Origin of the sequence: Intrasporangium oryzae NRRL B-24470 (assembly GCF_000576595.1) — a bacterium.
Taxonomy (GTDB): domain Bacteria; phylum Actinomycetota; class Actinomycetes; order Actinomycetales; family Dermatophilaceae; genus Intrasporangium_C; species Intrasporangium_C oryzae.
Genome location: NZ_AWSA01000026.1, coordinates 1 through 24760 on the forward strand (window position 1 = coordinate 1; position 24760 = coordinate 24760).

19 protein-coding genes and 1 pseudogene are annotated in these 24760 nt (G+C 71.1%); 16 read left to right on the forward strand and 4 right to left on the reverse strand.

Translation table 11 applies throughout. The annotated features are described in order from the left end of the window. A pseudogene (locus tag N865_RS23040) lies at positions 1–630 on the forward strand (DivIVA domain-containing protein); the annotation flags it as partial. 130 nt (positions 631–760) lie between these two features. Here N865_RS23040 and N865_RS12730 read toward each other — a convergent pair. After that, the gene (locus N865_RS12730; protein WP_157557685.1) at positions 761–1639 is read right to left on the reverse strand and encodes a hypothetical protein; all 879 of its coding nucleotides are present in this window, start codon (positions 1637–1639) and stop codon (positions 761–763) included. A 30-nt stretch (positions 1640–1669) separates the two neighbouring features. After that, entirely contained in the window at positions 1670–1855 is a 186-nt protein-coding gene (locus N865_RS21805; RefSeq protein ID WP_051510528.1) for a hypothetical protein, read from the reverse strand. On the opposite strand from N865_RS21805, the gene N865_RS12735 reads away from it, so the two are divergent. The 15 genes from N865_RS12735 (at position 1845) to N865_RS12805 (ending at position 22700) form a co-directional block, all read left to right on the forward strand. Next, a complete protein-coding gene (locus tag N865_RS12735; protein WP_034806505.1) occupies positions 1845–2363 on the forward strand; it encodes a TraR/DksA family transcriptional regulator in 519 nt (172 codons plus the stop codon). The genes N865_RS21805 and N865_RS12735 overlap by 11 nt on opposite strands. Continuing rightward, positions 2336–3058 carry a signal peptidase II gene (locus tag N865_RS12740; protein WP_245603749.1) on the forward strand — a complete coding sequence of 241 codons (723 nt, stop codon included), beginning with the start codon at positions 2336–2338 and terminating at the stop codon, positions 3056–3058. The genes N865_RS12735 and N865_RS12740 overlap by 28 nt, the downstream gene beginning before the upstream one ends. Next, entirely contained in the window at positions 3051–3983 is a 933-nt protein-coding gene (locus N865_RS12745; protein ID WP_034806633.1) for an RluA family pseudouridine synthase, read from the forward strand. The genes N865_RS12740 and N865_RS12745 overlap by 8 nt, the downstream gene beginning before the upstream one ends. A gap of 291 nt (positions 3984–4274) precedes the next feature. Next, the gene (gene dnaE / locus N865_RS12750; RefSeq protein ID WP_034806508.1) at positions 4275–7859 is read left to right on the forward strand and encodes a DNA polymerase III subunit alpha; all 3585 of its coding nucleotides are present in this window, start codon (positions 4275–4277) and stop codon (positions 7857–7859) included. A gap of 57 nt (positions 7860–7916) precedes the next feature. After that, the gene (locus N865_RS12755; RefSeq protein ID WP_245603750.1) at positions 7917–9023 is read left to right on the forward strand and encodes a winged helix DNA-binding domain-containing protein; all 1107 of its coding nucleotides are present in this window, start codon (positions 7917–7919) and stop codon (positions 9021–9023) included. Next, positions 9024–9974 (forward strand): pseudouridine synthase, encoded by a 951-nt coding sequence (locus N865_RS12760; protein ID WP_051510529.1) that lies wholly within the window; start codon positions 9024–9026, stop codon positions 9972–9974. A 184-nt stretch (positions 9975–10158) separates the two neighbouring features. Further along, entirely contained in the window at positions 10159–13593 is a 3435-nt protein-coding gene (locus N865_RS12765; protein WP_034806511.1) for an ExeM/NucH family extracellular endonuclease, read from the forward strand. 86 nt (positions 13594–13679) lie between these two features. Beyond that, positions 13680–15779 (forward strand): S9 family peptidase, encoded by a 2100-nt coding sequence (locus tag N865_RS12770; protein WP_034806515.1) that lies wholly within the window; start codon positions 13680–13682, stop codon positions 15777–15779. Between the two features lie 84 nt (positions 15780–15863). Beyond that, positions 15864–17225 (forward strand): histidinol dehydrogenase, encoded by a 1362-nt coding sequence (hisD, locus tag N865_RS12775; RefSeq protein WP_034806517.1) that lies wholly within the window; start codon positions 15864–15866, stop codon positions 17223–17225. Beyond that, entirely contained in the window at positions 17222–18406 is a 1185-nt protein-coding gene (locus N865_RS12780) for a histidinol-phosphate transaminase (protein WP_034806519.1), read from the forward strand. The genes hisD and N865_RS12780 overlap by 4 nt, the downstream gene beginning before the upstream one ends. After that, the gene (gene hisB, locus N865_RS12785; protein WP_034806521.1) at positions 18403–19014 is read left to right on the forward strand and encodes an imidazoleglycerol-phosphate dehydratase HisB; all 612 of its coding nucleotides are present in this window, start codon (positions 18403–18405) and stop codon (positions 19012–19014) included. Before N865_RS12780 ends, hisB begins: the two co-directional genes overlap by 4 nt. Before the next feature lies 1 nt (position 19015). After that, the gene (gene hisH, locus N865_RS12790; protein WP_034806523.1) at positions 19016–19654 is read left to right on the forward strand and encodes an imidazole glycerol phosphate synthase subunit HisH; all 639 of its coding nucleotides are present in this window, start codon (positions 19016–19018) and stop codon (positions 19652–19654) included. Between the two features lie 87 nt (positions 19655–19741). Next, positions 19742–20485, forward strand: coding sequence for a bifunctional 1-(5-phosphoribosyl)-5-((5-phosphoribosylamino)methylideneamino)imidazole-4-carboxamide isomerase/phosphoribosylanthranilate isomerase PriA (gene priA, locus N865_RS12795; protein ID WP_034806526.1), 744 nt, complete (start codon positions 19742–19744; stop codon positions 20483–20485). After that, positions 20482–21333, forward strand: a complete 852-nt coding sequence (locus tag N865_RS12800) for an SseB family protein (RefSeq protein ID WP_084328195.1) — start codon at positions 20482–20484, stop codon at positions 21331–21333. The genes priA and N865_RS12800 overlap by 4 nt, the downstream gene beginning before the upstream one ends. Positions 21334–21434: 101 nt before the next feature. Continuing rightward, the gene (locus N865_RS12805) at positions 21435–22700 is read left to right on the forward strand and encodes a DUF445 domain-containing protein (RefSeq protein WP_034806529.1); all 1266 of its coding nucleotides are present in this window, start codon (positions 21435–21437) and stop codon (positions 22698–22700) included. An 82-nt stretch (positions 22701–22782) separates the two neighbouring features. On the opposite strand, the gene N865_RS12810 is transcribed toward N865_RS12805, so the two are convergent. Both N865_RS12810 and N865_RS12815 read right to left on the reverse strand, forming a co-directional pair. Continuing rightward, the gene (locus N865_RS12810) at positions 22783–23565 is read right to left on the reverse strand and encodes an ABC transporter permease (RefSeq protein ID WP_034806531.1); all 783 of its coding nucleotides are present in this window, start codon (positions 23563–23565) and stop codon (positions 22783–22785) included. Then, on the reverse strand, positions 23562–24671 hold the full coding sequence (locus N865_RS12815; RefSeq protein WP_084328196.1) for an ATP-binding cassette domain-containing protein: 1110 nt from the start codon (positions 24669–24671) through the stop codon (positions 23562–23564). Before N865_RS12815 ends, N865_RS12810 begins: the two co-directional genes overlap by 4 nt. Positions 24672–24760: the final 89 nt, after the last annotated feature.

A 24760-nucleotide genomic window follows, 5' to 3' on the forward strand; every position in this document is an offset into this window, starting at 1 on the left:
CGGGCCGAGGCGGACGCCGCGAGCGCCCGCGCCAGCCAGGTCTCGAGCACGTCGGCCGCGGCCCCGGCCACCCCCTCGACGGCGGGTGCCGACGCCGCCGGTGTCATCGCCCTCGCGCAGCGCCTGCACGACGAGCACGTGGCGGCCGGTGAGAGCCGTCGCAACCAGCTCATCACCGAGGCCGAGAGCCGCCACGCCGAGCTCCTCTCCACCGGTCAGGCGAAGTACGACCAGCTCGTCGGCACCGGCCAGGCCAAGCACGACGAGGCCGTCCGCCGGGCCGAGGAGATCTCCGCCGCGGCGACCGCCGAGCGCGACCGCATGATCGGGGAGGCCACCGCCAAGCGCGACCAGATGCTCGCCGAGGCGACCGCCAAGCGCGACGAGATGCTGACCGAGGCGCGTGAGCGCTCGACCGGCATGGTCGCCGAGGCGCAGCAGCGCAAGGCTGCCCTTCTCGATGAGCTCGAGAAGCAGAAGAGCCTGCTCGACCGCAAGATCGAGGAGCTGCGCGGCTTCGAGAAGAACTACCGGACCAACCTCAAGTCCTACATCGAGGGCCAGCTGCACAGCCTCGACTCCGGTGTCGTCGAGCCGGGCCGCCCGGTCGACGCCCAGCGCCACGGCTGAGCACACGCTCGACCTCGACCAGACGAGCGAGGGCCGCCCGGGATCCGTCCCGGGCGGCCCTCGTGCGTTGTGCACGGCGATCACTTGGCGCGGGTTCGCGCGTCTCGTTTGTGTGGGCGCGTTCGGGGGCTTATTGTCGGCCCCACTTGTCAGCGTCGACGACATGAGCCATGGAGGGCCAGATGGCGGCGAAGAAGACAGCAGGGGCCTCGGGGGCCACGCCACGCACGGCCGCGACGAAGGCGTCGGGGGCCGCCGCGGCAGCCGCTGCCCCGACGCGATCGGGCGCGAGGTCCACGTCCTCCTCCGTGCGCAGGTCAGCCGCCGCGAGTGTCCGAGGGGCTGCGTCCAAGGTCGCGAAGACGGCGGCCTCCGTCGCCAAGAGTGCCGGCCGGGCCGTCACGGGCTCGACGTCCACGACGAAGAAGGCGACCACCGCGAAACCGGGCGCTGCGAAACCGGGCGCTGCGAAGCCGGAGTCGTCAGCGTCGACGGCGGCGAAGACCTCCACCGCGAAGACCTCCACCGCGAAGACCTCCACCGCGAAGACCTCCACCGCGAAGACCTCCACCGCGAAGACCTCCACCGCGAAGACCTCCACCGCGAAGACCTCCACCGCGAAGACCTCCACCGCGAAGACCTCCACCGCGAAGACCTCCACCGCGAAGACCTCCACCGCGAAGACCTCCACCGCGAAGACCTCCACCGCGAAGACCTCCACCGCGAAGACCTCCACCGCGAAGACCTCCACCGCGAAGACCTCCACCGCGAAGACCTCCACCGCGAAGACCTCCACCGCGAAGACCTCCACCGCGAAGACCTCCACCGCGAAGACCTCCACCGCGAAGACCTCCACCGCGAAGGCGACCGCGAAGGCGCCGACCGCCAAGGCCACGTCGAAGACCACCGCCAGGGCGACCGCGAAGGCGGCCACGGCAAAGACGGCGACGGCGAAGGCCGCCGCGAAGACCACGGCGAAGACGACCGCGAAGACGACTGCGAAGCCCACCCCGAAGACCACGGTCGAGAAAACGGCCGCTCAGAAGGCCACGACGAAGAAGGCCGCCCCGACCCCGAGGACGACTCCCGCGAGCGCGAGGAAGACGGCGAAGACCACGACGAAGACCACGGCGAAGGCCGCGGCGAAGACCACCGAAACGCCCCAGGGCCGCACCAGTACCGGCTGGGCGACCGAGACCAAGAAGGCATCGACTGTGAAGACCACTCCAGCAGCCACCAAGAGCGCGAGCACGCCGCCGGCGAAGACCGCTACCAAGACCGCCACCAAGACCGCGAGCAGGACCACCGCCACGTCGCGAGCACGCACGACGAAGCTCGCCGAGACCCTGCGGGTCAAGGACGACGAGAGCCCGTGGAGCGTGGAGGAGATCAAGGAGGTCCGCGGCATCCTGCTCGACGAGATCGAGACGCACCGCGTCGAGCTCAAGCTCGCCGAGGACGAGCTCGACGACCTCCTGCGCGCCTCTGGGGACGGCGCCGGTGACGACCAGGCCGACGCAGGGGCCAAGACCGCCGAGCGGGCCCACGAGATCTCGGTCGCTGCCAACGCCCGCGCCAGCCTGCTGCAGGCCGAGCACGCCCTCGAGCAGCTCGACGCAGGGACCTACGGCATCTGCGAGAACTGCGGCAACCCGATCGGCAAACTTCGACTCCAGGCCCGTCCTCGTGCGACCCTGTGCATGACATGCCAGGAGAAGCAGGACCGCCACTGACCCCGCAGACCGACGCGTCGACGTCCCCCCAGGACGTCGACGTGTCGCTGCTGCCCGCTACCGGCTCGCAGACCAGTGATGGCGTGAGCCCCGAGACCCACCCCGAGCTCGTGACCCCAAAGACGCAGGACCCCAAGCCGACCCCCGCCCGCCGAAAGTGGCTCTTCGCCATGCTCGTCGCCGTGGCCGTGCTCGCCTACGCGAGCGACCAGGTCTCGAAGATCGTCGCCCTCGACGTCCTCGCCGACGGCGAGCCGCGGCCCTTCATCGGCGACCTCATCCGCTTCAAGCTGATCGGCAACCCGGGGGCCGCCCTGTCGCTGGGGGCGGGCAACACGTGGGTGATGACCCTCATCGCGCTCGGCGTGCTCGCCGCGATCATCTTCGTCGCCAAGGATCTCGGGTCCTGGGCATGGGCCCTCGCCCTCGGGCTGCTCCTCGGCAGCGCCGTGGGCAACCTGACCGACCGGTTCGTCCGGCCGCCGGGCGGCGGTCAGGGACATGTAGTCGACTTCATCGACTACAACCGGTGGTTCATCGGCAACGTTGCCGACATCTGGATCGTCGGCGCGGCCGGGCTCATCATCGTGCTCGCGCTCCTCGGGATCGGCGTGGACGGCCGCCGTGACCGCGACCGGGTTCACGACCGCGACGTGCCGGCTGGGCCGACCCCCGGAGGCGGCCCCGATGCCTGACGTGCGCACCGTCCTCGTCCCCGACGGCCTCGAGGGCGAGCGCGTCGACGCCGGGGTGGCCCGCCTTTTCGGCGTCTCGCGGACCAAGGCCGCAGACCTCGCCGCGGACGGCCACGTCGTCCTCGACGGCAAGGCGGTGGCCAAGTCGGAGCGGCTCACGGCCGGGGCGCTGCTCGAGGTGTCGCTCCCGCGGCCGGAAGACACCCCGAGCCTCGCCGTCGTCGCCGAGCCGGTGCCGGGCATGCGCATCGTGCACGACGACGACGACATCATCGTCGTCGACAAGCCGGTCGGGGTGGCCGCGCACCCGAGCGTCGGCTGGAACGGTCCCGATGTCGTCGGTGGCCTCGCGGCCGCGGGCTACCGCATCTCGACCTCTGGCGCGCCAGAGCGTCAGGGCATCGTCAGCCGGCTGGATGTCGGGACGTCGGGCCTCATGGTCGTCGCCAAGAGCGAGTACGCCTACTCCCGCCTCAAGCAGGCCTTCCGGAGCCGGACCGTCGACAAGACCTACCATGCGCTCGTCCAGGGGCTGCCGGACCCGCTCGTCGGGACCATCGACGCCCCGATCGGGCGGCACCCGGGCCACGACTACAAGTTCGCCGTCATGAAGAGCGGCAAGCCGTCGGTCACCCACTACGAGGTGATCGAGGCCTTCCGCCACGCGAGCCTCCTCGACATCCACCTCGAGACCGGCCGGACACACCAGATCCGGGTCCACTTCGCGGCCCTGCACCACCCGTGCTGCGGCGACCCGCTCTACGGTGCGGACCCCAAGCTCGCCGCGAGGCTGAAGCTCGAGCGCCAGTGGTTGCACGCCGTCGGGCTCGGTTTCGAGCATCCCGGGACGGGGGAGTATGTCCACTTCGAGAGTCCCTACCCCGAGGACCTCCAGCGCGCCCTCGACATCGTGTCGACCTTCTGACGGGTTCAGCCTCAACCTCACCCTGAAGGTTGAGAACGGTCGTATGCCGCTCGGCGGGCACTGTGCCCCGCCCCCCGCGAGCCCGTGACCCGCCTCCAAGCCACGTGAACGCAGCGCTCGTTCTCGAACTCAGCGGCATACCACTGAGTTCGAGAACGAGCGCTGCGCTCGATCGGCGATGGGCCCCGCGACCCGCCCGGACAACCAGCACGACGCCGGCATGACACCGGCCGCGACACCCGCTTGCGACACGCCGAGGAGTGTCCTCGGGGAGGCTTAGACTCGACCACGATGTCGACCGAAACCGCCGCCCCGGACCAGAGCTTCGTGCACCTGCACGTGCACACCGAGTACTCCATGCTCGACGGGGCCGCGAGGATCGGCGACCTCTTCACCGAGGCCGCCAGGATGGGGATGCCGGCCCTCGCGACGACCGACCACGGCTACGTCTTCGGGGCCTACGAGTTCTGGAAGAAGTCACAGGGCACGGGCGTCAAGCCGATCATCGGCGTCGAGGCCTACATCACGCCAGGTACCCACCGCACCGACCGGACCAAGGTCAGCTGGGGCGACGGTGGGCGCGACGACATCTCCGGTGGTGGCGCCTACACCCACATGACGATGCTCGCCCAGAACAACGAGGGCATGCACAACCTCTTCCGGATGAGCTCGATCGCCTCGCTCGACCAGGTGTACACCAAGTGGCCGCGCATCGACCGCGACCTGCTCTCGACCTACGGCAAGGGCCTCATCGTCACGACCGGCTGCCCGAGCAGCGAGATCCAGACCAAGCTGCGGTTCGGCCTCTACGACGAGGCCCGCGAGGTCGCCGGTGAGCTCCGTGACATCTTCGGGGCCGACAACGTCTTCGTCGAGCTGATGGACCACGGCCTCGACATCGAGCGCCGCACCCAGCGCGACCTCATCCGCCTGGCGCGCGACCTGGGGCTGCCGCTCGTCGCGACCAACGACCTTCACTACACGCGGGCCGAGGACGCCAAGGCCCATGCGGCCCTGCTCTGCGTCCAGTCCGGCTCGACCCTGATGGACCCCAACCGCTTCAAGTTCGACGCCGACGACTTCTACCTCAAGTCGGCCGCCGAGATGCGCCACGTCTGGCGCGAGCTGCCCGAGGCCTGCGACAACACGCTGCTCATCGCCGAGCGCTGCGAGGTCTCCTTCACCGAGGGGGAGGGCCGCTACATGCCCCGCTTCCCCTGCCCCGTGGGAGAGGACGAGACCTCCTGGTTCATCAAGGAGGTCGAGACCGGCCTTCAGCGACGGTTCCCCGAGGGGGTGCCCGACTACGCCCGCAAGCAGGCGGCCTTCGAGGAGGACGTCATCGTCTCCAAGGGGTACGCCGGCTACTTCCTCGTCGTCGCCGACTTCATCAACTGGGCCAAGCGCAACGGCATCCGGGTCGGCCCGGGCCGCGGCTCCGGCGCCGGCTCGATGTGCGCCTACGCGATGGGCATCACCGACCTCGACCCGATCCCGCACGGCCTCATCTTCGAGCGGTTCCTCAACCCCGAGCGCATGTCGATGCCCGACTTCGACGTCGACTTCGACGAGCGTCGGCGCGGTGAGGTCATCCGCTACGTCACGGAGAAGTACGGCGAGGAGCGCGTCGCGCAGATCGTCACCTACGGCACGATCAAGGCGAAGCAGGCCGTCAAGGACGCGAGCCGCGTGCTCGGCCACCCGTTCTCCATGGGTGAGAAGCTCACCAAGGCGATGCCGCCCGCGATCATGGGCAAGGACATCCCGCTCACGGGCATCTTCGACCCGCAGCACAAGCGCTTCAACGAGGCGGCCGACTTCCGTGCCGTCCACGACGAGGACCCCGCGGCCCAGGAGGTCGTGGCCACGGCCCTCGGCCTCGAGGGCCTGAAGCGCCAGTGGGGGGTGCATGCAGCGGGCGTCATCATGAGCAGCGAGCCGCTCATCGACGTCATCCCGATCATGCGGCGCCTGCAGGACGGCCAGATCATCACGCAGTTCGACTACCCGAGCTGCGAGTCGCTCGGCCTGGTCAAGATGGACTTCCTCGGCCTGCGCAACCTGACGATCCTCGACGACGCCATCGAGAACATCAAGCTCAACCGCGACGAGGACATCGATCTCGACGCGCTGTCCAAGGACATGACCGACCCGGCGACCTACGCGCTCCTGGGCCGAGGCGACACGCTCGGCGTCTTCCAGCTCGATGGCGGCGGCATGCGGGCCCTGCTGCGCCTCATGCAACCGGACAACTTCGAGGACATCTCCGCAGCCCTCGCGCTCTACCGGCCCGGCCCAATGGGCGTCAACGCGCACACCAACTTCGCGCTGCGCAAGAACGGCAAGCAGGAGGTCATCCCCCTCGACCCTGCGCTGAAGGGCAAGCTCCAGCCGGAGATGATCGAGGCCCTGGACCCGATCCTCAAGATGACGTACGGCCTGGTCATCTACCAGGAGCAGGTCATGGAGATCGCCCAGAAGCTCGCGGGCTACACCCTCGGCAACGCCGACCTGCTCCGCCGGGCCATGGGCAAGAAGAAGAAGGAGGTCCTCGACGCCGAGTACGTCCCCTTCTCCGAGGGGATGAAGGCCAACGGGTTCAACGAGGCCTCCATCGCGGCCCTCTGGGGCGTCCTCGTCCCCTTCTCCGACTACGCCTTCAACAAGGCCCACACGGCCGCCTACGGCCTCGTGTCGTACTGGACGGCCTACCTCAAGGCCAACTACCCGGCCGAGTACATGGCCGCCCTCCTGACGAGCGTGCGCGACGACAAGGACAAGTCGGCGCTCTACCTCAACGAATGTCGGCACATGGGCATCAAGGTCCTCCCGCCCGACGTCAACGAGTCGATCGCCAACTTCGCCGCCGTCGGCACCGACATCCGCTTCGGCCTCGCTGCGGTCCGCAACGTCGGCCTGCCCGTCGTCGAGGCGATCATCAAGGCGCGTGAGGAGAAGGGCGCCTTCGGCTCGTTCAAGGACTTCCTCTCGAAGGTTCCGGCCGTCGTCTGCAACAAGCGCACCATCGAGTCGCTCATCAAGAGTGGGGCCTTCGACTCGCTCGGCGAGAGCCGCCGCGGGATGGTCGAGGTCCACGAGCGCTACATCGACGCCCTCGTCGAGGTCAAGAAGCAGGAGGCCATCGGCCAGGACAGCCTCTTCGGCAGCTTCGGTGACGACGACGGGGTCGGCGGTGGGGCCGACGCCTTCGACGGCCTGCCGCCCGTGCCGAGCGGGGAGTGGGACAAGGCGACCCTCCTGTCCTTCGAGCGCGAGATGCTCGGCCTCTACGTCTCGGACCACCCGCTCTTCGGGATCGAGCACATCCTCGCGACGCACGCCGACACGACGATCGCCTCGCTCATGGGCGAGGACGCCAAGCCCGACGGCACCCCCGTCACCGTGGCCGGGCTCATCACAAGCCTCCAGCTCAAGCGCACGAAGAAGGGCGACCTCTGGGCCATCGCGACGGTCGAGGACCTCGACGGCGCGATCGAGTGCCTCTTCTTCCCGTCCGCCTACCTGACATACTCCACGATGCTCGCGCAAGACACCGTCTGCGCCGTCAAGGGTCGGGTGAGCGCCCGCGACGACTCGATCTCGATCTTCGCCCAGGAGCTCATGATCCCCGACATCAAGGAGGGGCCACGCGGACCCGTGGTCGTGACGCTCCCGCTCGGCCGGGCCACCCCCGCCGTCGCGGAGAGCCTCAAGCGCGTCCTCGGCGAGCACCCGGGGGCGACGGAGGTCCAGGTCAGGCTGACCCAGCCCGGTCGCTCCGTGCTCATGTCGCTCGACGACTCCTTGCGCGTCAACGCGACGTCCGCTCTCTTCGGCGACCTCAAGGCCCTCCTCGGGCCGGCATGCCTCAGCTGAACCGATGAGCCGACCCCGCGCACCACGTCGCCCGTATGCCGTCGGGCCGGCTCCCCGATGAAGGCCGCCGACCGCCGGCGGCTGCGTCGCGCGCGGATGTCGGCGCTGGGGCTGAGCCCGGCCCTCGGGTCCCCGGCTGCTCCGGCGTCGGCTCTCGAGGTCGTCCACCACCTGGGCGCCCTGCAGGCGCAGGACTACCAGAGCGGGGTGTGGTCGCTCGGGGTGCGATCGGGCCTGACGCTCGCCGAGGTCGAGGAGGCGGTGCTCCGCCGCGAGATCGTCCGGACCTGGCCGATGCGCGGCACCCTGCACTGGGTCGCGGCCGAGGATGCGCGCTGGATGACCCGGCTCCTTGCCGGGCGCGTGCTCGGCTCGATCGGCGCGCGCTACCGCCAGCTGGGCCTCACCGAGCGTGAGGTCGCCACGGCTGGCCGTCTCTTCGAGGAGCACCTCCACGAGCCGATGAGCCGACCCGACGTCGCCGCCCTGCTGGCCAGGGCCGGCATCGACGCGAGCGGCCAGCGCGCCTACCACCTCGTCGGCCACCACTGCATGACCGGCCTGCTCTGCCAAGGTCCGCTCATCGGCAAGCAGCCGAGCTTCGTCCTCATCGATGCGTGGGTTCCCCTGTCTCGCAACCCAACCCGCGAGGAAGGCCTGGCACTCGTCGCCGAGCGCTACGTCCGCGGCCACGGCCCCGTGACGGAGGGGGATCTGGCCAACTGGGTCGGCGGCACCCTGACCCTCGCCCGCGAGGCGCTCGGCCAGCTGGGGGACCGCATCGTCAAGGAGGAGGTCGACGGCCAGACCTGGCTCACGCATGTCGACGCGCCGGCTCCCTCCGGCGCGCCGGACGCGGTGCACCTGCTGCCGCAGTGGGACGAGCTCCTCCTCGGCTACCGGTCCCGCGACGTCACGCTGCCCGACGAGCACACGGCGCGGGTCGTGCCCGGGCGAAACATGGTCTTCCAGCCGACGGTCGTCGTCGACGGGGAGGTGGCCGGGATCTGGAAGCGCCGTGCTGCGAACGGCGCGACGATGGTCGAGGTGACGCCGTTGACCAGGCCGACCGCGAGGGCGCGCCGTGGGATCGAAGCGAGCGGAGCGGCATACGGGCGCTTTCTCGGCCACGACGTCGACGTGCGGATCACGGGGGAGGACTGAGTGGCCCGGAGTGCCATCCCGGCGTCGCCGCTCCCACCCCGTCACGGCGTCGACGCCCAACGGATCCGGATGCCGCAGGAAGGGCCGTGGGAGAGCCTGCGCGACCACCTCGTCGAACGGCTCGCTCCCGGGCTCGACGCCGACGAGGTCGACCGCAAGCTCAGGGCCGGTGAGTTCGTCGACGTGACGGGTGCGCCGGTGCCGCCCGACGCGCCGTTCGTCCCGCAGACGGTCGTGTGGACGCACCGCGACCTGCCCGACGAGGTCCAGGTCCCCTTCGAGATCGACGTTCTCCACCGCGACGAGCGCGTCGTCGTCATCGACAAGCCGCACTTCATCTCGACGATGCCGCGTGGGCGCCATGTCGTCCAGAGTGCCCTCGCTCGGACCCGGGTGCTCACCGGGCTCCCCCGCCTGACGCCGGCGCACCGGCTCGACCGACCGACCGCGGGCGTGCTCATGTTCACGACCGAGCAGCGGTGGCGGGGCGCCTACCAGCGGGTCTTCGCCGAGGGGCTCGCCCTCAAGGAGTACCTCGCCGTGGCGCCGGTCCGCGACGACCTCAAGCTGCCCGTCGTGCGGCGCACCCACATCGTCAAGGAGCACGGGACCCACCAGGCCCGCGAGGTGCCGGGCGGGCCTCCCAATGCCGAGACGCTGATCGAGCTCGAGGCACGGTCCGGTGGCCTCGGGCTGTACCGGCTGACGCCCCGCACGGGACGCACCCACCAGCTGCGGTGCCAGCTGAACGGCCTCGGCATCCCGATCGTCGGCGATGCGCTCTACCCCGTCGAGCACGACGTGCCCCTCGACGACTTCAGCAACCCGCTCCAACTGCTCGCCGCCGTCCTGGAGTTCGACGACCCGGTCGACGGCACGCGGCGGCGCTTCGAGACCCGGCGGACCCTCGAGGCGTGGCCGGCTGACCCAGCCGTCGTCGAGGCGCCGTGACCTGAAACGTGCCTGCGTCAGGGCCCCGAGGGCTGTTCGCCTTGTGCCCCAACGGCGTCCGTCGGCGCGCACCGTTCACCGATTCGTCGCATTTTGTCTCACCATTCGGGCGGCGCGGGCGATCGGCCCGGTCTAGGGTTTCGGCACACCGTGCGCAGGAGCCGGTTCACCGGGAGGAACTCACATGCTTTCATCACGCCCCTGGGCGCGTCGGATGGCGGGGGTGACGACGGCCGCGCTCGCCGTCGCCATCATCCCGTTCGTCGCGGCCCCCGCCGCATCGGCGGCACCGACCGAGCTGTTCTTCAGCGAGTACATCGAGGGCTCGAGCAACAACAAGGCCCTCGAGATCTACAACGGCACGGGGTCGCCCATCGACCTCGGTGCCGGCGGCTACACCGTCCAGATGTTCTTCAACGGCTCGAGCACGGCTGGGCTGACGATCGGCTTGAGCGGCACGGTCGCGAGCGGCGACGTCTTCGTCCTTGCCCAGGCAACCGCGAGCGCGACGATCCTCGCCCAGGCCGACCAGACCAACGCCGCCTCCTGGTACAACGGCGACGACGCCGTCGTCCTGCGCAAGGGCACGACCGTCATCGACTCCATCGGCCAGGTCGGCGTCGACCCCGGCACCGAGTGGGGCACGGGCCTGACCTCCACGGCTGACAACACGCTGAGGCGCAAGGCCACGATCGCGGCGGGGGACGTCAACGGGTCTGATGCCTTCGACCCCGCCGTCGAGTGGGACGGCTTCGCGGTCGACACCTTCGACGGGCTCGGCTCGCACACGATCCAGGGGCCGGTGACTGATGCGGCGCCCACCGTGGCGTCGACGTCGCCGGCGGACGGGGCGACAGGCGTCGCCGCCTCGAGCAACCTCTCGGTCACGTTCTCCGAGCCGGTCGACGTGACCGCCTCCGCCTTCGCCCTTGTCTGCTCGTCGAGCGGCACCAAGACTCTCGCCGTCACCGGGGGCCCCAGCACGTTCACCCTCGACCCGAGCACCGACCTCGCGGCCAGTGAGACCTGCACCCTCACGGTCTCCGCCGCCGGGGTCACCGACCAGGACACGAACGACCCGCCCGACACCATGGCCGCGGACTTCACCGCGTCGTTCACGGTCGCGGCAGTCGACCCGTGCACCCTGCCCTTCACGCCGGTCCCCGCGATCCAGGGTTCTGGGGCGACCGTTGCCCTGACCGGCACGGTGACGACGCAGGGCGTCGTCGTCGGCGACTACGAAGGGGCCTCCCCGGCACTGCGCGGGTTCTACCTGCAGGACGCCGCCGGTGACGGCGACCCCGCCACCTCCGACGGCATCTTCGTCTTCGAGGGCAACAACGCCAACACGGTGGTCCCTGGCGACGTCGTCCGGGTCACCGGCACCGCGGGTGAGAACCAGGGTCAGTCGCAGATCAGCGTCGGCACGATCCGGAAGTGCGGCACGGGGACCGTGGCCCCGACCCCGGTGACGTTCCCGGTGGCCTCGGACACCGCGCTCGAGCGCGTCGAGGGGATGCTCGTCACGATGCCGCAGCAGATGACGGTCACCGAGCACTTCCAGCTCGGCCGGTTCGGCCAGGTCGTCCTCTCAGAGGGCGGACGGCTCAAGCAGCCGACCAACGTCGTCTCCCCGGGTGCCGACGCCCTCGCCCTCCAGGCGGACAACGACCTGCGCAAGATCATCCTCGACGACGCCTCGCAGTCTCAGAACCCCGACCCGATCCTCTTCGCCCGTGACGGCCAGCCCCTCTCCGCGAGCAACACGCTCCGGGGCGGCGACACCGCGACCGGGATCGTCGGCGTCATGACCTACACCTGGGCCGGCAACAGCGCCAGCGGGAACGCCTACCGGGTCCGGCCGGTCAACGCCCTCGGCGGGACGTTCCACTTCGAGTCGACCAACGAGCGCCCCACCGCGGCCCCTGCCGTCGGCGGCACGACGCGTGTCGTCGGGATGAACCTGCTCAACTTCTTCAACACCTTCGACGGGCTCCCCGACACGGTCGACAACTGCGCGAACGGTGTCGGCGGTGCTGCGACGGACTGTCGAGGTGCCGATACGCCGGCGGAGTTCGACCGGCAGTGGCCCAAGACGGTGGCCGCCGTCAACGGCACCGGAGCCGACGTCGTCGCCTTCATGGAGATGGAGAACGACGGTTACGGCCCCGGCAGCGCGGAGCAGTTCCTCGTCGACAAGCTCAACGCGGACGCGCCGGGCACCTGGGCGTTCATCGACGCCGACGCAGCCACGGGCGAGACCAACGCCCTCGGCACCGACGCGATCAAGGTGGGCCTGCTCTTCAAGCCGGCGAAGGTGACGCCGGTCGGCAAGACCGCCGTGCTCAACTCCGTCGAGTTCGTCAACGGCGGGGACTCGTCGCCGCGAAACCGACCATCCCTGGCGCAGGCCTTCCGCGACAGGAGCACCGGCGGCATCTTCGTCGCGGTCGCCAACCACCTCAAGAGCAAGGGCAGTGCCTGCGACGACCCGGACGCCGGCGACGGCCAGGGCAACTGCAACGCGGTGCGCACGGTGTCGGCCCAGCTGCTCGCCGAGTGGCTTGCCGGCGACCCGACCGAGACCGGCGACGCCGACGTGCTCGTCCTCGGTGACATGAACTCCTACGCCAAGGAGGACCCGATCACCACCCTCGAGACGGCCGGGTTCCACAACCTCATCGAGGAGCTCGACGGACCGGACGCCTACTCCTACGTCTTCGACGGGCAGTGGGGATACCTCGACCACGCGCTCGGTTCCACATCCGTGAGGGCACAGGTCACCGGTGTCGCCGACTGGCACATCAATGCCGACGAGCCGTCGGTGCTCGACTACAACACGGACTTCAAGACGGCGAACCTCCAGTCCAGCCTCTACGCGCCCGACGCGTTCCGGATCTCCGACCACGACCCCGTCGTCGTCGGGCTCGACCTCACGAACGCGGCTCCGGTCGTCGGTACGGTCGCGAACACGAGCCCGGTCAGGGCCGGGACGCCGTTCTCGGTCACGGCGCCCTTCACGGACGCCGACCGGCTCGACACCCACACGGCGACGATCGCCTGGGGTGACGGGACGACGTCGGCCGGAACGGTCGACGGCTCGACGCGGACGGTGACCGGCACGCACACCTACGCAACGGCGGGCCTCTACCCGGTGACGGTCTCGGTCAGCGACGGCTGGGGCAACTCGGCATCCGGCACGACGACGGCCGTCGTCTATGACCCGGCGGCAGGCTTCCTCACCGGTACCGGCTATGTCCTGTCGCCTGCGGGTGCGCTCGTCTCCGACCCGGCGGCGAAGGGCAAGGGCAAGTTCGCTGTCACGGCCAAGTACGAGTCGGGCGCCTCGATGCCGACCGGATCCCTCACGTTCAGCCTCGACGGCTCCACGTTCTCGGTGGCCTCCAGCTCCTTCGACTGGCTCGTCGTGACCGGCGGCACGGCCGTCCTCGCCGGCGACGCCACCGTCAACGGCACGCCCGGCTACCGGGTCGAGCTGACCGCGACCGACGGGGGCAAGAAGGTCGACAGTCTCAGGCTGGTCGTGCGCCAGGGGACCGCAAGGGTCTACGACAGCGGGGTCCAGACGGTCCAGGGGCAGGTGACCGTCCACCCCTGAGGCCGGCAACGCGCAGGACGGACGGCCCCGGAGCCTCGTGGCTCCGGGGCCGTCGCCCCATCCGGGCCCGCCCATAGACTGCCCGCGTGCAACAGCCCCCGACCGCCCGCCGTGCCCCCGTCGTCCGCGAGCACCACGGCGACCGCTTCGAGGACCCCTACGCGTGGATGGCCGACCGCGAGTCGGCCGAGTTCCTCGAGTACCTCGCGGCCGAGAACCGCTGGGCCACCGAGCAGACGGCCCACCTCCAGGACGCCGCGAACACGATCTACGAGGAGTTCCGCTCGCGCGTCCGCGAGACCGACCTCTCGGTCCCGGTGCGGCACGACCGCTGGTGGTACTACTCCCGCACCGTCGAGGGCCAGCAGTACGCCGTCGACGCCCGGGTCAGGGTCGACGTCCAGCCGGACCGCCCGACCACCGACGGCGACCTGCCCATCGAGGGGGAGGAGATCCTGCTCGACCACAACGCCGAGGCGAACGGCCACGACTTCTTCGCCGTCGGCGCGAACGAGGTCTCACCCGCCGGCGACCTGCTCGCGTATGCCGTCGACCTCGTCGGCGACGAACGCTATGACGTGCGCGTCCGGCGGATCGCGACGGGCGAGGTTGTCGACGAGGCGGTCCACGGCACGGGTGGGTCGCTGGCCTGGTCCCTGGACGGACGCTACGTCTTCTACACCCTCGTCGACGAGGCGTGGCGACCGCACCAGGTGTGGCGACACGAGCTCGGGACGTCGATGGACGCCGACGTCCTCGTCCACGACGAGCCGGACGAGCGCTTCTTCGTCGGCGTCGGCAGCTCGCGCGACGACCGCCACGTCATCATCGCCATCGGTTCGAAGACCACGAGCGAGTTCCTTCTCCTCGATGCGGCTCGGCCATTGGATCGGCCGTGGGTCGTCGCGGGGCGGCGGCAGGACGTCGAGTACGACATCGAGCCGTTCGGCGACCAGCTGCTCATCACGCACAACGCCAACCGGCCGAACTTCGAGCTGGCCGTCGCGCCGATCACGTGCACGAGCCACGAGGAGTGGGTCCCCCTCGAGGTGACGCGTGAGGACGAGTACGTCACCGCGGCCGAGGGCTTCGACGACTTCATCGTCATCGCACTGCGTCGGGAGGGCCAGTCCGGGGTGCGGTTCGTCCTGCGTGACGCCGACGCGCCCAACGGGCTGGGGGAGGCGCACGATCTCGCCCTCGCCGAGCCGATCCACACCGTCGCCGTCGGGGCCAACCCGGAGTCGTCGACGCCGACCGTCCAGGTCGTCCACGAGTCTCTCGTCAGCCCACGGACGGTGAGCGACTACGACGTGCGCCGGCGGGAGCTGACGGTCCTCAAGCAGCAGGAGGTCCGTGGCGGCCACGACCCCGACGACTACGTCCAGCGTCGTGAGTGGGCGACAGCGCCCGACGGGACCCGGGTGCCGATCTCGCTCGTCCACCACCGCGACACACCACTGGACGGGACGGCACCGGGCCTGCTCAACGGCTACGGCGCATACGGCATCCCCACCGACCCGTGGTTCTCCGTCCTGCGTCTCTCCCTGCTCCAGCGAGGCTGGGTCTTCGCCATCGCGCACGTCCGGGGCGGCTCCGAGCTCGGGCGGCAGTGGTACGACGACGGCAAGCTCGCCGCCAAGGCCAACACGTTCACCGACTTCGTCGCCTGTGCCGACCACCTCATCGCCACCGGTGTCGTGGCCCCGGACCGGCTCGCCGCGGAGGGCAGCTCGGCCGGGGGTCTGCTCATGGGCGTCGTCGCCAACACGGCCCCCGACCGGTTCCGCTTCATCCATGCCTCGGTGCCCTTCGTCGACGCTCTGACGACGATGCTCGACCCCTCCCTGCCGCTCACCGTGGTCGAGTGGGAGGAGTGGGGCAACCCGCTCGAGGACCCGGCGGCATACGCGCTGATGAAGTCGTACACGCCCTACGAGAACGTCAGGCCCGGGCGCTACCCCAGCCTGCTCGTGACGACGGCCCTCGGCGACACCCGCGTCTACGCCACCGAGCCGGCGAAGTGGGTCGCCGCGCTGCGGCACGTGACGGGCGGCCTTCCGGGTGCCGCGCCCATCCTCTTCCGCACGGAGCTCGCTGCCGGGCACGGCGGCCGGTCGGGGCGCTACGACACGTGGCGGGAGTGGGCGTGGGAGACAGCCGTGCTCATCGACCAGACCTCGTGACACGCCGGTGAGCCCGCTCACTGCCCAGGGCGTCGCCTGAGACGGGCGGACGGGCCGCGCCGCGCCCTCCTTAGACTGGGGCGCATGATGTCCACTCTCGACCTGCGCGGCCGCACGCTCGATGTGCGCTTCCTGCGCAAGGCCATGCCCCGTGCCGAGTTCGACGTCACGGCCGCCCTCGAGCAGGTGCGGCCGATCTGCGAGGACGTCGAGCATCGCGGGGCCGAGGCGCTGCGCGACCTCGGGGAGCGCTTCGACGGGGTCCGTCCGACCCACCTGCGCGTGCCCGCGGAGGTCCTCGCCACCGCGCTCGAGCAGCTCGACCACGACCTGCGGGCCGCGCTCGAGGAGTCGATCCGCCGGGCCCGCGTCGTCCACGCCGACCAGCGTCGCACCGACACGACGACCGAGGTCGTCCCCGGGGGCGTCGTCACCGAGCGGTGGGTGCCCGTCGACCGCGTGGGCCTCTACGTCCCGGGCGGCCTCGCCGTCTACCCGAGCAGCGTCATCATGAACGTCGTCCCGGCCCAGCTCGCGGGCGTCCGCTCCCTGGCCGTGACCTCGCCGCCGCAGAAGGAGAACGTCGGCGAGTTCGCCGGATACCCCAACCCGACGATCCTCGCGACGTGCGCCCTCCTCGGGGTGGACGAGGTGTACGCCGTCGGCGGCGCCCAGGCCGTGGCGATGTTCGCCTTCGGCTTCGACGACGAGGTGGAGGTCGACGGCCGCACCGAGACCGTCGTGTGCGACCCCGTGTCCATGGTGACCGGCCCCGGCAACATCTGGGTCGTCGCCGCCAAGCGCCTCCTCAAGGGCCTCATCGGCATCGACGCCGAGGCGGGTCCGACCGAGATCGCGATCCTCGCGGACGACTCCGCCGACCCCGAGCACGTCGCGGCCGACCTCATCAGCCAGGCCGAGCACGACCCGCTCGCCGCGTCGGTGCTCGTCACCGACAGCGAGGAGCTCGCCGGGGCGGTGCGGGCATCACTCGCCCGCCGCGTCCCCGCGACCAAGCACGCCGAGCGCGTCGCGGAGGCCCTCGGTGGCACGCAGTCGCGCATCGTCCTGGTCGACGACGTCGCCGCGGGCCTCGAGGTCGTCAACGCGTATGCCGCGGAGCACCTCGAGATCCAGACGCGCGATGCCGCCGCGGTGGCCGCACGCGTCCGCAACGCCGGGGCCGTCTTCGTCGGGCCCCACGCGCCGGTCAGCCTCGGCGACTACGCCGCCGGGTCCAACCACGTCCTGCCGACCGCCGGGTGCGCGACGCACTCGAGCGGCCTGTCCGTCCAGTCGTTCCTGCGCGGCATCCACGTCGTCGAGTACGACGAGGCGGCCCTGCGCGGCATCGCCCGCCACGTCGTGACGCTCGCCCAGGCCGAGGACCTCCCGGCCCATGGTGAGGCGGTCACGGCTCGCTTCGGCGACGAGGTGCCGCGGTGAGCGACGGCGACGGATCCGCCCGCAGCGAGGTCCAGCGGCTTCTTCGGGCGGACCTGAGGGGCCGCACGGCCTACGGCGCGCCGCAGCTCGACGTCGCGGTCCGGCTCAACACCAACGAGAACTCCTACCCGGTTCCGCAGGTCGTCGTCGACGCGATCCTGGCCGCGCTCGCCGACGAGATGGCTGGCCTCAACCGCTACCCGGACCGCGAGTTCACCGACCTGCGCAAGGCCCTCACGACCTACCTCGAGAAGCAGTCGGGAGTCTCGCTGACGCCCGAGCAGGTCTGGGCGGGCAACGGGTCCAACGAGGTCCTCTCGCACATCGTCCAGGCGTTCGGCGGCCACGGCCGCGTGGCGCTCGGCTTCACCCCGAGCTACTCGATGCACCCGATCATCAGCGAGACCCTCGGCACGACGTGGGTCGACGGCATGCGCGGCTCGGAGACCTTCGACCTCACGGCCGAGTCCGCCGCGGCGCAGGCCCGGGCGCACGAGCCGTCCATCGTCTTCCTCTGCTCACCGAACAACCCGACCGGCACGGCACTGCCGTTCGAGGTCATCGGGGCGGTCCTCGAGGCCGCCCCCGACGCGATCGTCGTCGTCGACGAGGCCTACGCCGAGTTCGCCCGGCCGGGGACGCGCAGCGCCCTCACGCTCCTCGGCGACCACCCGCGTCTCGTCGTCACCCGGACGATGAGCAAGGCGTTCGCCTTCGCCGGCGGTCGCCTCGGCTACCTCGTGGCCTCGGCAGAGCTCGTGGACGCGCTCCGGCTCGTCCGGCTGCCCTACCACCTCTCGATCCCGACGCAGATCATCGCGCGGGTCGCCCTCGAGCATGCCGACGTCATGCTGGCGACGGTCGAGGTCATCAAGCAGCAGCGCGACCGGATCGTCGCGGAGCTCGCGCGTCTCGGAGCCACCCCCGTGGCGAGCGACAGCAACTTCGTGCTCTTCGGCGGGCTCGCCGACGAGAAGGCGACGTGGCAGGCGCTGCTCGATGCCGGGGTCCTCGTGCGCGACGTCGGCATCCCGCACCACCTCCGGGTCACCGCAGGTGACCCGGGCGAGACGACGGCCTTTCTCGAGGCCATGGCACGTCTCGCACCCACCCACGTCGTTCCCACCCCCGTCGCCGACCCGGCGCCCGAGGGTCCCGCCGAGCAGGAGTCCGCGTCATGAGCACCCCCGCCCCGCGCACCGCGAAGATCAACCGCACGACGTCCGAGTCGACCATCGAGCTGTGGCTCGACCTCGACGGGACCGGCGTGGCCGACGTGTCGACCGGCGTGCCGTTCTACGACCACATGCTCGCCTCGCTCGCCAAGCACTCCCTCATCGACCTCACGGTGCGCGCGACCGGCGACATCGAGGTCGACGTCCACCACACCGTCGAGGACACCGCGATCGTCCTCGGCCAGGCCCTGCGCGAGGCCCTTGGCGACAAGTCCGGCATCTCCCGCTTCGGCGATGCGACGGTCCCGCTCGACGAGGCGCTCTGCCACGCCGTCGTCGACGTCGCCGGGCGCCCCTACGTCGTTCACGTGGGCGAGCCCGAGGGCCAGCAGTACGCCCTCATCGGTGGCCACTTCACCGGCTCGATGACGCGTCATGTCCTCGAGTCGTTCGCCTACAACGCCGGCCTGTGCCTCCACGTGCGCGTCCTCGCCGGGCGCGACCCGCACCACATCGTCGAGGCGCAGTTCAAGGCCGTCGCCCGCGCGCTCCGGGCCGCGATCGAGCGTGACGACCGCGTCGTCGGCATCCCGAGCGCCAAGGGTGCCCTCTGAGATGAGCGCGAACGTCGTCGTCCTCGACTACGGCAGCGGCAACGTCCGCTCGGCCGTCCGCGCGCTCGAACGCGTCGGAGCGAGCGTCACCCTCACCGCCGACCCCGTCGCGGCGCTGGAGTGCGACGGTCTCTTCGTGCCCGGAGTCGGCAACTTCCACGCCTGCATGGCCGGGCTCGCGGCCGCACACGGCCCGCGGGTCATCGGCCGGCGCATCAGCGGCGGTCGCCCGGTCCTCGGCGTGTGCGTCGGCATGCAGGTGATGTTCGACGGGTCCGCCGAGCCGTCCGACACCCCTCTCGAGGGACTCGGCGAATGGCCGGGCACGGTCGAGCGGCTGCCCGCCGACGTCGTCCCCCACATGGGGTGGTCCGACGTGCGAGCCGGGGAGGGCTCCCGGCTGTTCGCGGGTGTCGAGCACGAGCGCTTCTACTTCGTCCACTCGTATGCCGTCCTGCGCTGGGAGCTGAACCCGACCGGTGCGTTCGCGAGGGTCGCACCCACGGTCACGTGGGCGCACCACGGTGCCGACTTCGTCGCAGCGGTCGAGAACGGCCCCCTCTGTGCGACCCAGTTCCACCCGGAGAAGTCGGGCGATGCCGGCGCCCACCTCCTCGAGAACTGGGTGCGCAGCCTGTGACCACCGCGATGACCACCCCGACGTGGAGGGCGTGATGGCGGACCGGCGGCATACCCAGTTCCTCTGCACCACAAGGAGACCCCGCACATGACTGACCAGCCCCGCCTCGAGCTCCTCCCCGCGGTCGACATCGCCGACGGACAGGCAGTGCAGCTCGTCCAGGGCGTCGCCGGCACCGGGGGCCAGTTCGGCGACCCGTGGGAGGCCGCCAAGGCCTGGCAGGACCAGGGCGCCGAGTGGATCCACCTCGTCGACCTCGACGCGGCCTTCGGTCGAGGCAGCAACCGCGAGCTCATCGCCTCGATCGTCGGGCGACTCGACCTCGAGGTCGAGCTGTCGGGCGGCATCCGCGACACCGAGTCGCTCGAGGCGGCGCTCGCCACCGGCTGCCGGCGCGTCAACATCGGCACCGCCGCGCTCGAGGACCCCGAGTGGACCGCCTCGATCATCGCCGACCACGGTGACCGCGTCGCGATCGGGCTCGACGTCCGCGGCACGACGCTCGCCGCCCGGGGATGGACGCGCGACGGCGGCGACCTGTGGGAGACCCTCGCGCGTCTCGACCGGGAGGGCTGCGCGCGCTACGTCGTCACCGACGTCAACAAGGACGGGATGCTCCAGGGTCCCAACGTCCAGCTCCTCAAGGACGTCTGCGCCCGGACGGACCGTCCGGTCGTCGCCTCGGGCGGGGTCTCGACGCTCGACGACATCCGGGTGATCCGCGAGCTCGTCGGCGACGGCGTCGAGGGCGCGATCGTCGGCTCCGCGCTCTACCGGGGCGCGTTCACCTTGCCCGAGGCCCTCGATGTCGCGGGGCGCCCCGGCTCATGAGCCACGAGAGCTCCACGACTCCCGATCCGACGGTCGGCCAGCCCGGCAGCGGTCCCGTAGGGCCCCCGACGACGTCGGCACCCCATGTCGACGAGGCGGGCCGGCCGTCGGACTCGGCTGGACAGGCGTGGCAGGGCAAGGCGATCCCCTCGCACGGTTTCTCGGGCGACCAGGGCGACGCCGACCCCGAGCTGCTGGCTGCCCTGGCGGAGGTCCGGGCGCGCCCCGGCCCCGGGAACGAGGCCGTGCTCATGGAGCGGGTGGCCCGATCCCGGTGGCTCGTGCCCGTCGTGGCGGTCGCGACCGAGGTCGACACGTCGTCGGGTCACGCGGCCGACACGAGGAGCGACATGGCCGCGGTGACCCTGACGGCGCCCGACGGGTCGCGTGCCCTACCGATGTTCAGCTCGCTGGCGGCGCTCGCCGAGTGGGACCCCGCGGCCCGACCGGTCCCGGTCCGCGCTGCAGCGGCGGCCCAGGCGGCGATCAGCGAGGAGTGTCACGTCCTCGTCGTCGACGTCGCCTCGGAGCACGCGACCGTTCTCCGGCCGAGCATGCTGTGGGCCCTCGCGCAGGAGCGGGCGTGGACTCCGAGCCATCTCGACAATCACGTCGCAGCTGCGGTCGCGGCCGCGGTGGCGGGCGAGGACGCCGTCGTCGACCACCGGCTGGAGGCGGGCGAGCCGGCCGGTGCGGGGGTCCTGCGCGTCGTCCTCGGGCTGCGCCCGGGCCTCGACGGCGACACGGTCAGCACGATCGCGACACGGATCGGCGAGCGGATCGCCACCGATGGGGAGACGCGTGCGAGGATCGACGCTCTGACGTTCGCACTCGAAGCGGCCCGCTGACGGCGCCCCCCGAGAGCCACCCGGCCGTCAGCAGGAGTCACCGAGCAGTCACGAGCAGTCACTGAGCAGCGGAGGAGGCCGAGGCGCGTGGAGGTGAGACCGTGAGCGGCCCGCTCGGGTTCATCGTCGACCCGGCCGTCGACGCCCAGCGCCGACGCGACCTGCGCCGCATGCGCACCGTCGCCACGGGACTGCTCGTCTTCGCCGCGATCGTCTACCTGTTCACGCGTGGCCAGGACCACGGGATCCTCGGCTTCGTCAACGCCGGCGCCGAGGCCTCGATGGTCGGCGCGTGTGCCGACTGGTTCGCCGTGACGGCGCTCTTCCGGCACCCGCTCGGCCTGCCCATCCCGCACACCGCGCTCATCCCGCGCAAGAAGGAGATGATCGGGCGCAGCCTCGAGGAGTTCGTCGCCGAGAACTTCATGCATGAGGCGATCATCCGGGAGCGGGTCATCGACGCCGAGCCGACGCGGAGGATGGCCGAGTGGGCCCTCGCGCCCGGGCACGCGAAGCGTCTCGTCGACGAGGTGGCGACCGTCGGCGCCCACGCCCTCTCGCGCATCCCTGACGAGGACGTGCGAGCCATCATCGTGCAGGCCGTCCTCCCGCGGCTCATGCGCGAGCCGGTCAGCTCCCTCGCCGGTGGACTGCTCGACCAGGTCGTCCGCGACGAGGCCCACGTCGGCCTCGTCGACCTCGCCCTCGACGAGTGCCGCAGCTGGCTCGTCGACAACGAGGACCTCTTCGAGTCGCTCATCCGCCAGCGGGCGCCGGCCTGGGTGCCCGATGCGGTCAACGACCTCGTGGCCCGGAGGATCCACACCGAGGCGCTCAAGTGGCTCGCCGACATCCGCCGCGACCCACACCACGACGTACGCATCGCCCTCGACAAGCTCCTCATCGACCTCGCCGACAACCTCCAGCACGACCCCGTGACCCAGGCGAAGGCGGAGCGGCTCAAGGAGCGGATGCTCTCGCACCCGCAGGTGCCCGAGACGGCGATGTCGCTCTGGACCTCGGCGCGTGGCGTCGTCATCGCGGCGCTCGAGGACGTCGACGGGCCGGTCCGGGCCCGCGGCATCGAGGAGGTCACCGCGCTCGGGAAGCGCCTGCTCGCCGACCGGGCGCTGCGAGACCGGATCGACGCGCGGATCTGCGACATCACCGTCTACGCCGTCGAGCGCTACGGCACCGAGCTCACCCAGGTCATCAGCCAGACGGTCGACCGGTGGGACGGCAAGGAGACGGCCGAGCGCGTCGAGCTGCAGGTGGGCCGTGACCTTCAGTTCATCCGGATCAACGGCACGCTCGTCGGTGGTCTCATCGGCATGCTCATCCACGCCGTCTCGCTCCTCATCCCCTGAGGGCGCCCTCAGGCTTCGACACAGAGCACGTATGCCGCCGGGCCGGGTCGCGCGACCCGGCCCGGCGGCATACGGCTTCGTCTCAGACGGACCGCTGGTAGGCGGCGAACGCCTTGGTCGCCAGCCAGCTCATGGCGACGGCGAGCGCGGCGAGGGCGCCGAGGCGCGGCCACATGGCAGCCCAGTCGGGCGCGGCGGCGAGGCCCTCCCGGCTGACGACGACGGCCCAGTCCAGCGGGTTGTATGTCGCGACGGTCTGGAGCCACGCGGGGGCGAGGCGCACATCCATGATCGCCGACGACAGGAACGCGAGCGGGAGGGACAGCAGCTGGCTGATCCCGATGAGCGCGTTCTGGTCGCGGGTGAGCAACGCGACGGCGTTGGACAAGGCGGCGAAGACGACGGTGAGCAGCACCGCCGCGGCGAAGGTCAGCACGATCCCCGGGAACGGACGGTCGAACCGGGCCCCGGCCGCGTAGGCGATGCCGATGATGACGGCCGTCTGCACGAACGCGGTCAGGCTCTGGTACGCGATGGTGCCGTTCATCATCGCTCCGCGGCGCACGGGGGAGGCGAGCATCCGGTCCATGACGCCGACGCCCATGTCCTCGATGTAGACCGTGCCGGCCCAGGCCGCGGAGAAGAGCGCCGTCATGGCGACGACACCGGGGGTCAGGTACTCGAGGTACGAGCGGCCGTCCGCGCCGAAGCCGGGGATCTGGACGACCGTCTCGAAGAGCGCCCCGAAGAGGAGCAGCCAGATCGCCGGCTGGACGAGCGTGATGAGGACGAAGGCCGGTTGGCGCACGAGCGCCGTGACCGACCGCCGTGTCAGGAGGGCTGAGTGCACGGCGAGGGTCGTCACGAGCCCACCTCCTCGAACGTGCGCCCCGCATGCCGCAGGTAGACGTCGTCGAGCGAGGGTCGGGCCACCGTGGCCGAGGCCACCGCGACACCCCAGCGCTCGAGCTCGGCGAGGGCCACCGGGAGGACGCCCGCTCCCTGGTCGGTCCGCCCTCGGACCTGGCGTCCCTCGGTCACGATGTCGAAGAGGGACGGCAGCCGAGAGAGGCGCTCGGCGGCCGCCGCTCCGGAGGTCGGGTCGACCAGCTCGACGACGAGCCGGTCCCCGCGCAGCTCGCTCTTGAGTGCGTCGGGGGTGCCCTGGGCGACGACCCGGCCCCGGTCGACGATCGCGAGCCGGTCGGAGAGATGGTCGGCCTCGTCGAGGTAGTGGGTCGTGAGCAGCACTGTCGTCTCCTCGACGCTGGCCATCCGCGCGATCTCGGCCCACAGCTGTGCCCGGGCCTCCGGGTCGAGACCTGTCGTCGGCTCGTCGAGGAAGAGCACGGCCGGACGGTTGACGAGGCCGATCGCGACGTCGAGGCGTCGGTTCATGCCTCCGCTGTAGGTCCTCGTGAGCCGGTCGGCCGCAGGGGCGAGACCGAACCGCTCGAGCAGCTCGCCGGAGCGTCGGCGCGCCGTCGCGCGGTCGAGGCCCTGGACCCGGGCGGCCAGCTCCAGGCTCTCGCGCCCGGTCATGAGCGGGGCCGAGCTCGGCCGCTGCGACACGAGACCGATGGCATGGCGGACCGCCCCCGGGTCACGCAGGACGTCGTGGCCGGCCACGGTGGCCCGTCCCGAGTCGGGTCGGGACAGCGTGGTCAGGAGGCGGACGGTCGTCGACTTGCCCGCGCCGTTGGGGCCGAGCAGGCCGAAGACCTCCCCGGGCCGCACCTGCAGCGACAGCCCGTCGAGGGCGCGAACCGGTTCCTTGCCGCGGCCGGCGGGGTAGGTCTTGACGAGGTCGGTGGCGTCAATGGTCCACTCCGACGCCGCGCCGCCCCGCTTCGGCCGTCGCGCGGCCCCGAGCGTGGATGTGGGCGTGGATGTGGGCGTCGAAGTGGGCGTCGATGTGGGCGTCGATGCCGGGTTCGGTGCGGCATGGGGCGCCGCAGGGTGGTGCGTCATGGTGACTCCTCGGGTACGGCCCGACCGGAGGGGCCGGGACACGGCGGGCGTTATCGCCCGTGGCGGGGAGTCGGTGCTGCGGCTGCCGT

Coding starts and splice junctions, on each gene's coding strand:
- N865_RS12815 (WP_084328196.1), bottom strand. CDS start 24,671: ATGACGCACCACCCTGCGGCGCCCCATGCCGCACCGAACCCGGCATCG.
- N865_RS12745 (WP_034806633.1), top strand. CDS start 3,051: ATGCCTGACGTGCGCACCGTCCTCGTCCCCGACGGCCTCGAGGGCGAG.
- priA (WP_034806526.1), top strand. CDS start 19,742: ATGACTGACCAGCCCCGCCTCGAGCTCCTCCCCGCGGTCGACATCGCC.
- hisH (WP_034806523.1), top strand. CDS start 19,016: ATGAGCGCGAACGTCGTCGTCCTCGACTACGGCAGCGGCAACGTCCGC.
- N865_RS12740 (WP_245603749.1), top strand. CDS start 2,336: ATGCCAGGAGAAGCAGGACCGCCACTGACCCCGCAGACCGACGCGTCG.
- hisB (WP_034806521.1), top strand. CDS start 18,403: ATGAGCACCCCCGCCCCGCGCACCGCGAAGATCAACCGCACGACGTCC.
- N865_RS12800 (WP_084328195.1), top strand. CDS start 20,482: ATGAGCCACGAGAGCTCCACGACTCCCGATCCGACGGTCGGCCAGCCC.
- N865_RS12755 (WP_245603750.1), top strand. CDS start 7,917: ATGAAGGCCGCCGACCGCCGGCGGCTGCGTCGCGCGCGGATGTCGGCG.
- dnaE (WP_034806508.1), top strand. CDS start 4,275: ATGTCGACCGAAACCGCCGCCCCGGACCAGAGCTTCGTGCACCTGCAC.
- N865_RS12765 (WP_034806511.1), top strand. CDS start 10,159: ATGCTTTCATCACGCCCCTGGGCGCGTCGGATGGCGGGGGTGACGACG.
- hisD (WP_034806517.1), top strand. CDS start 15,864: ATGATGTCCACTCTCGACCTGCGCGGCCGCACGCTCGATGTGCGCTTC.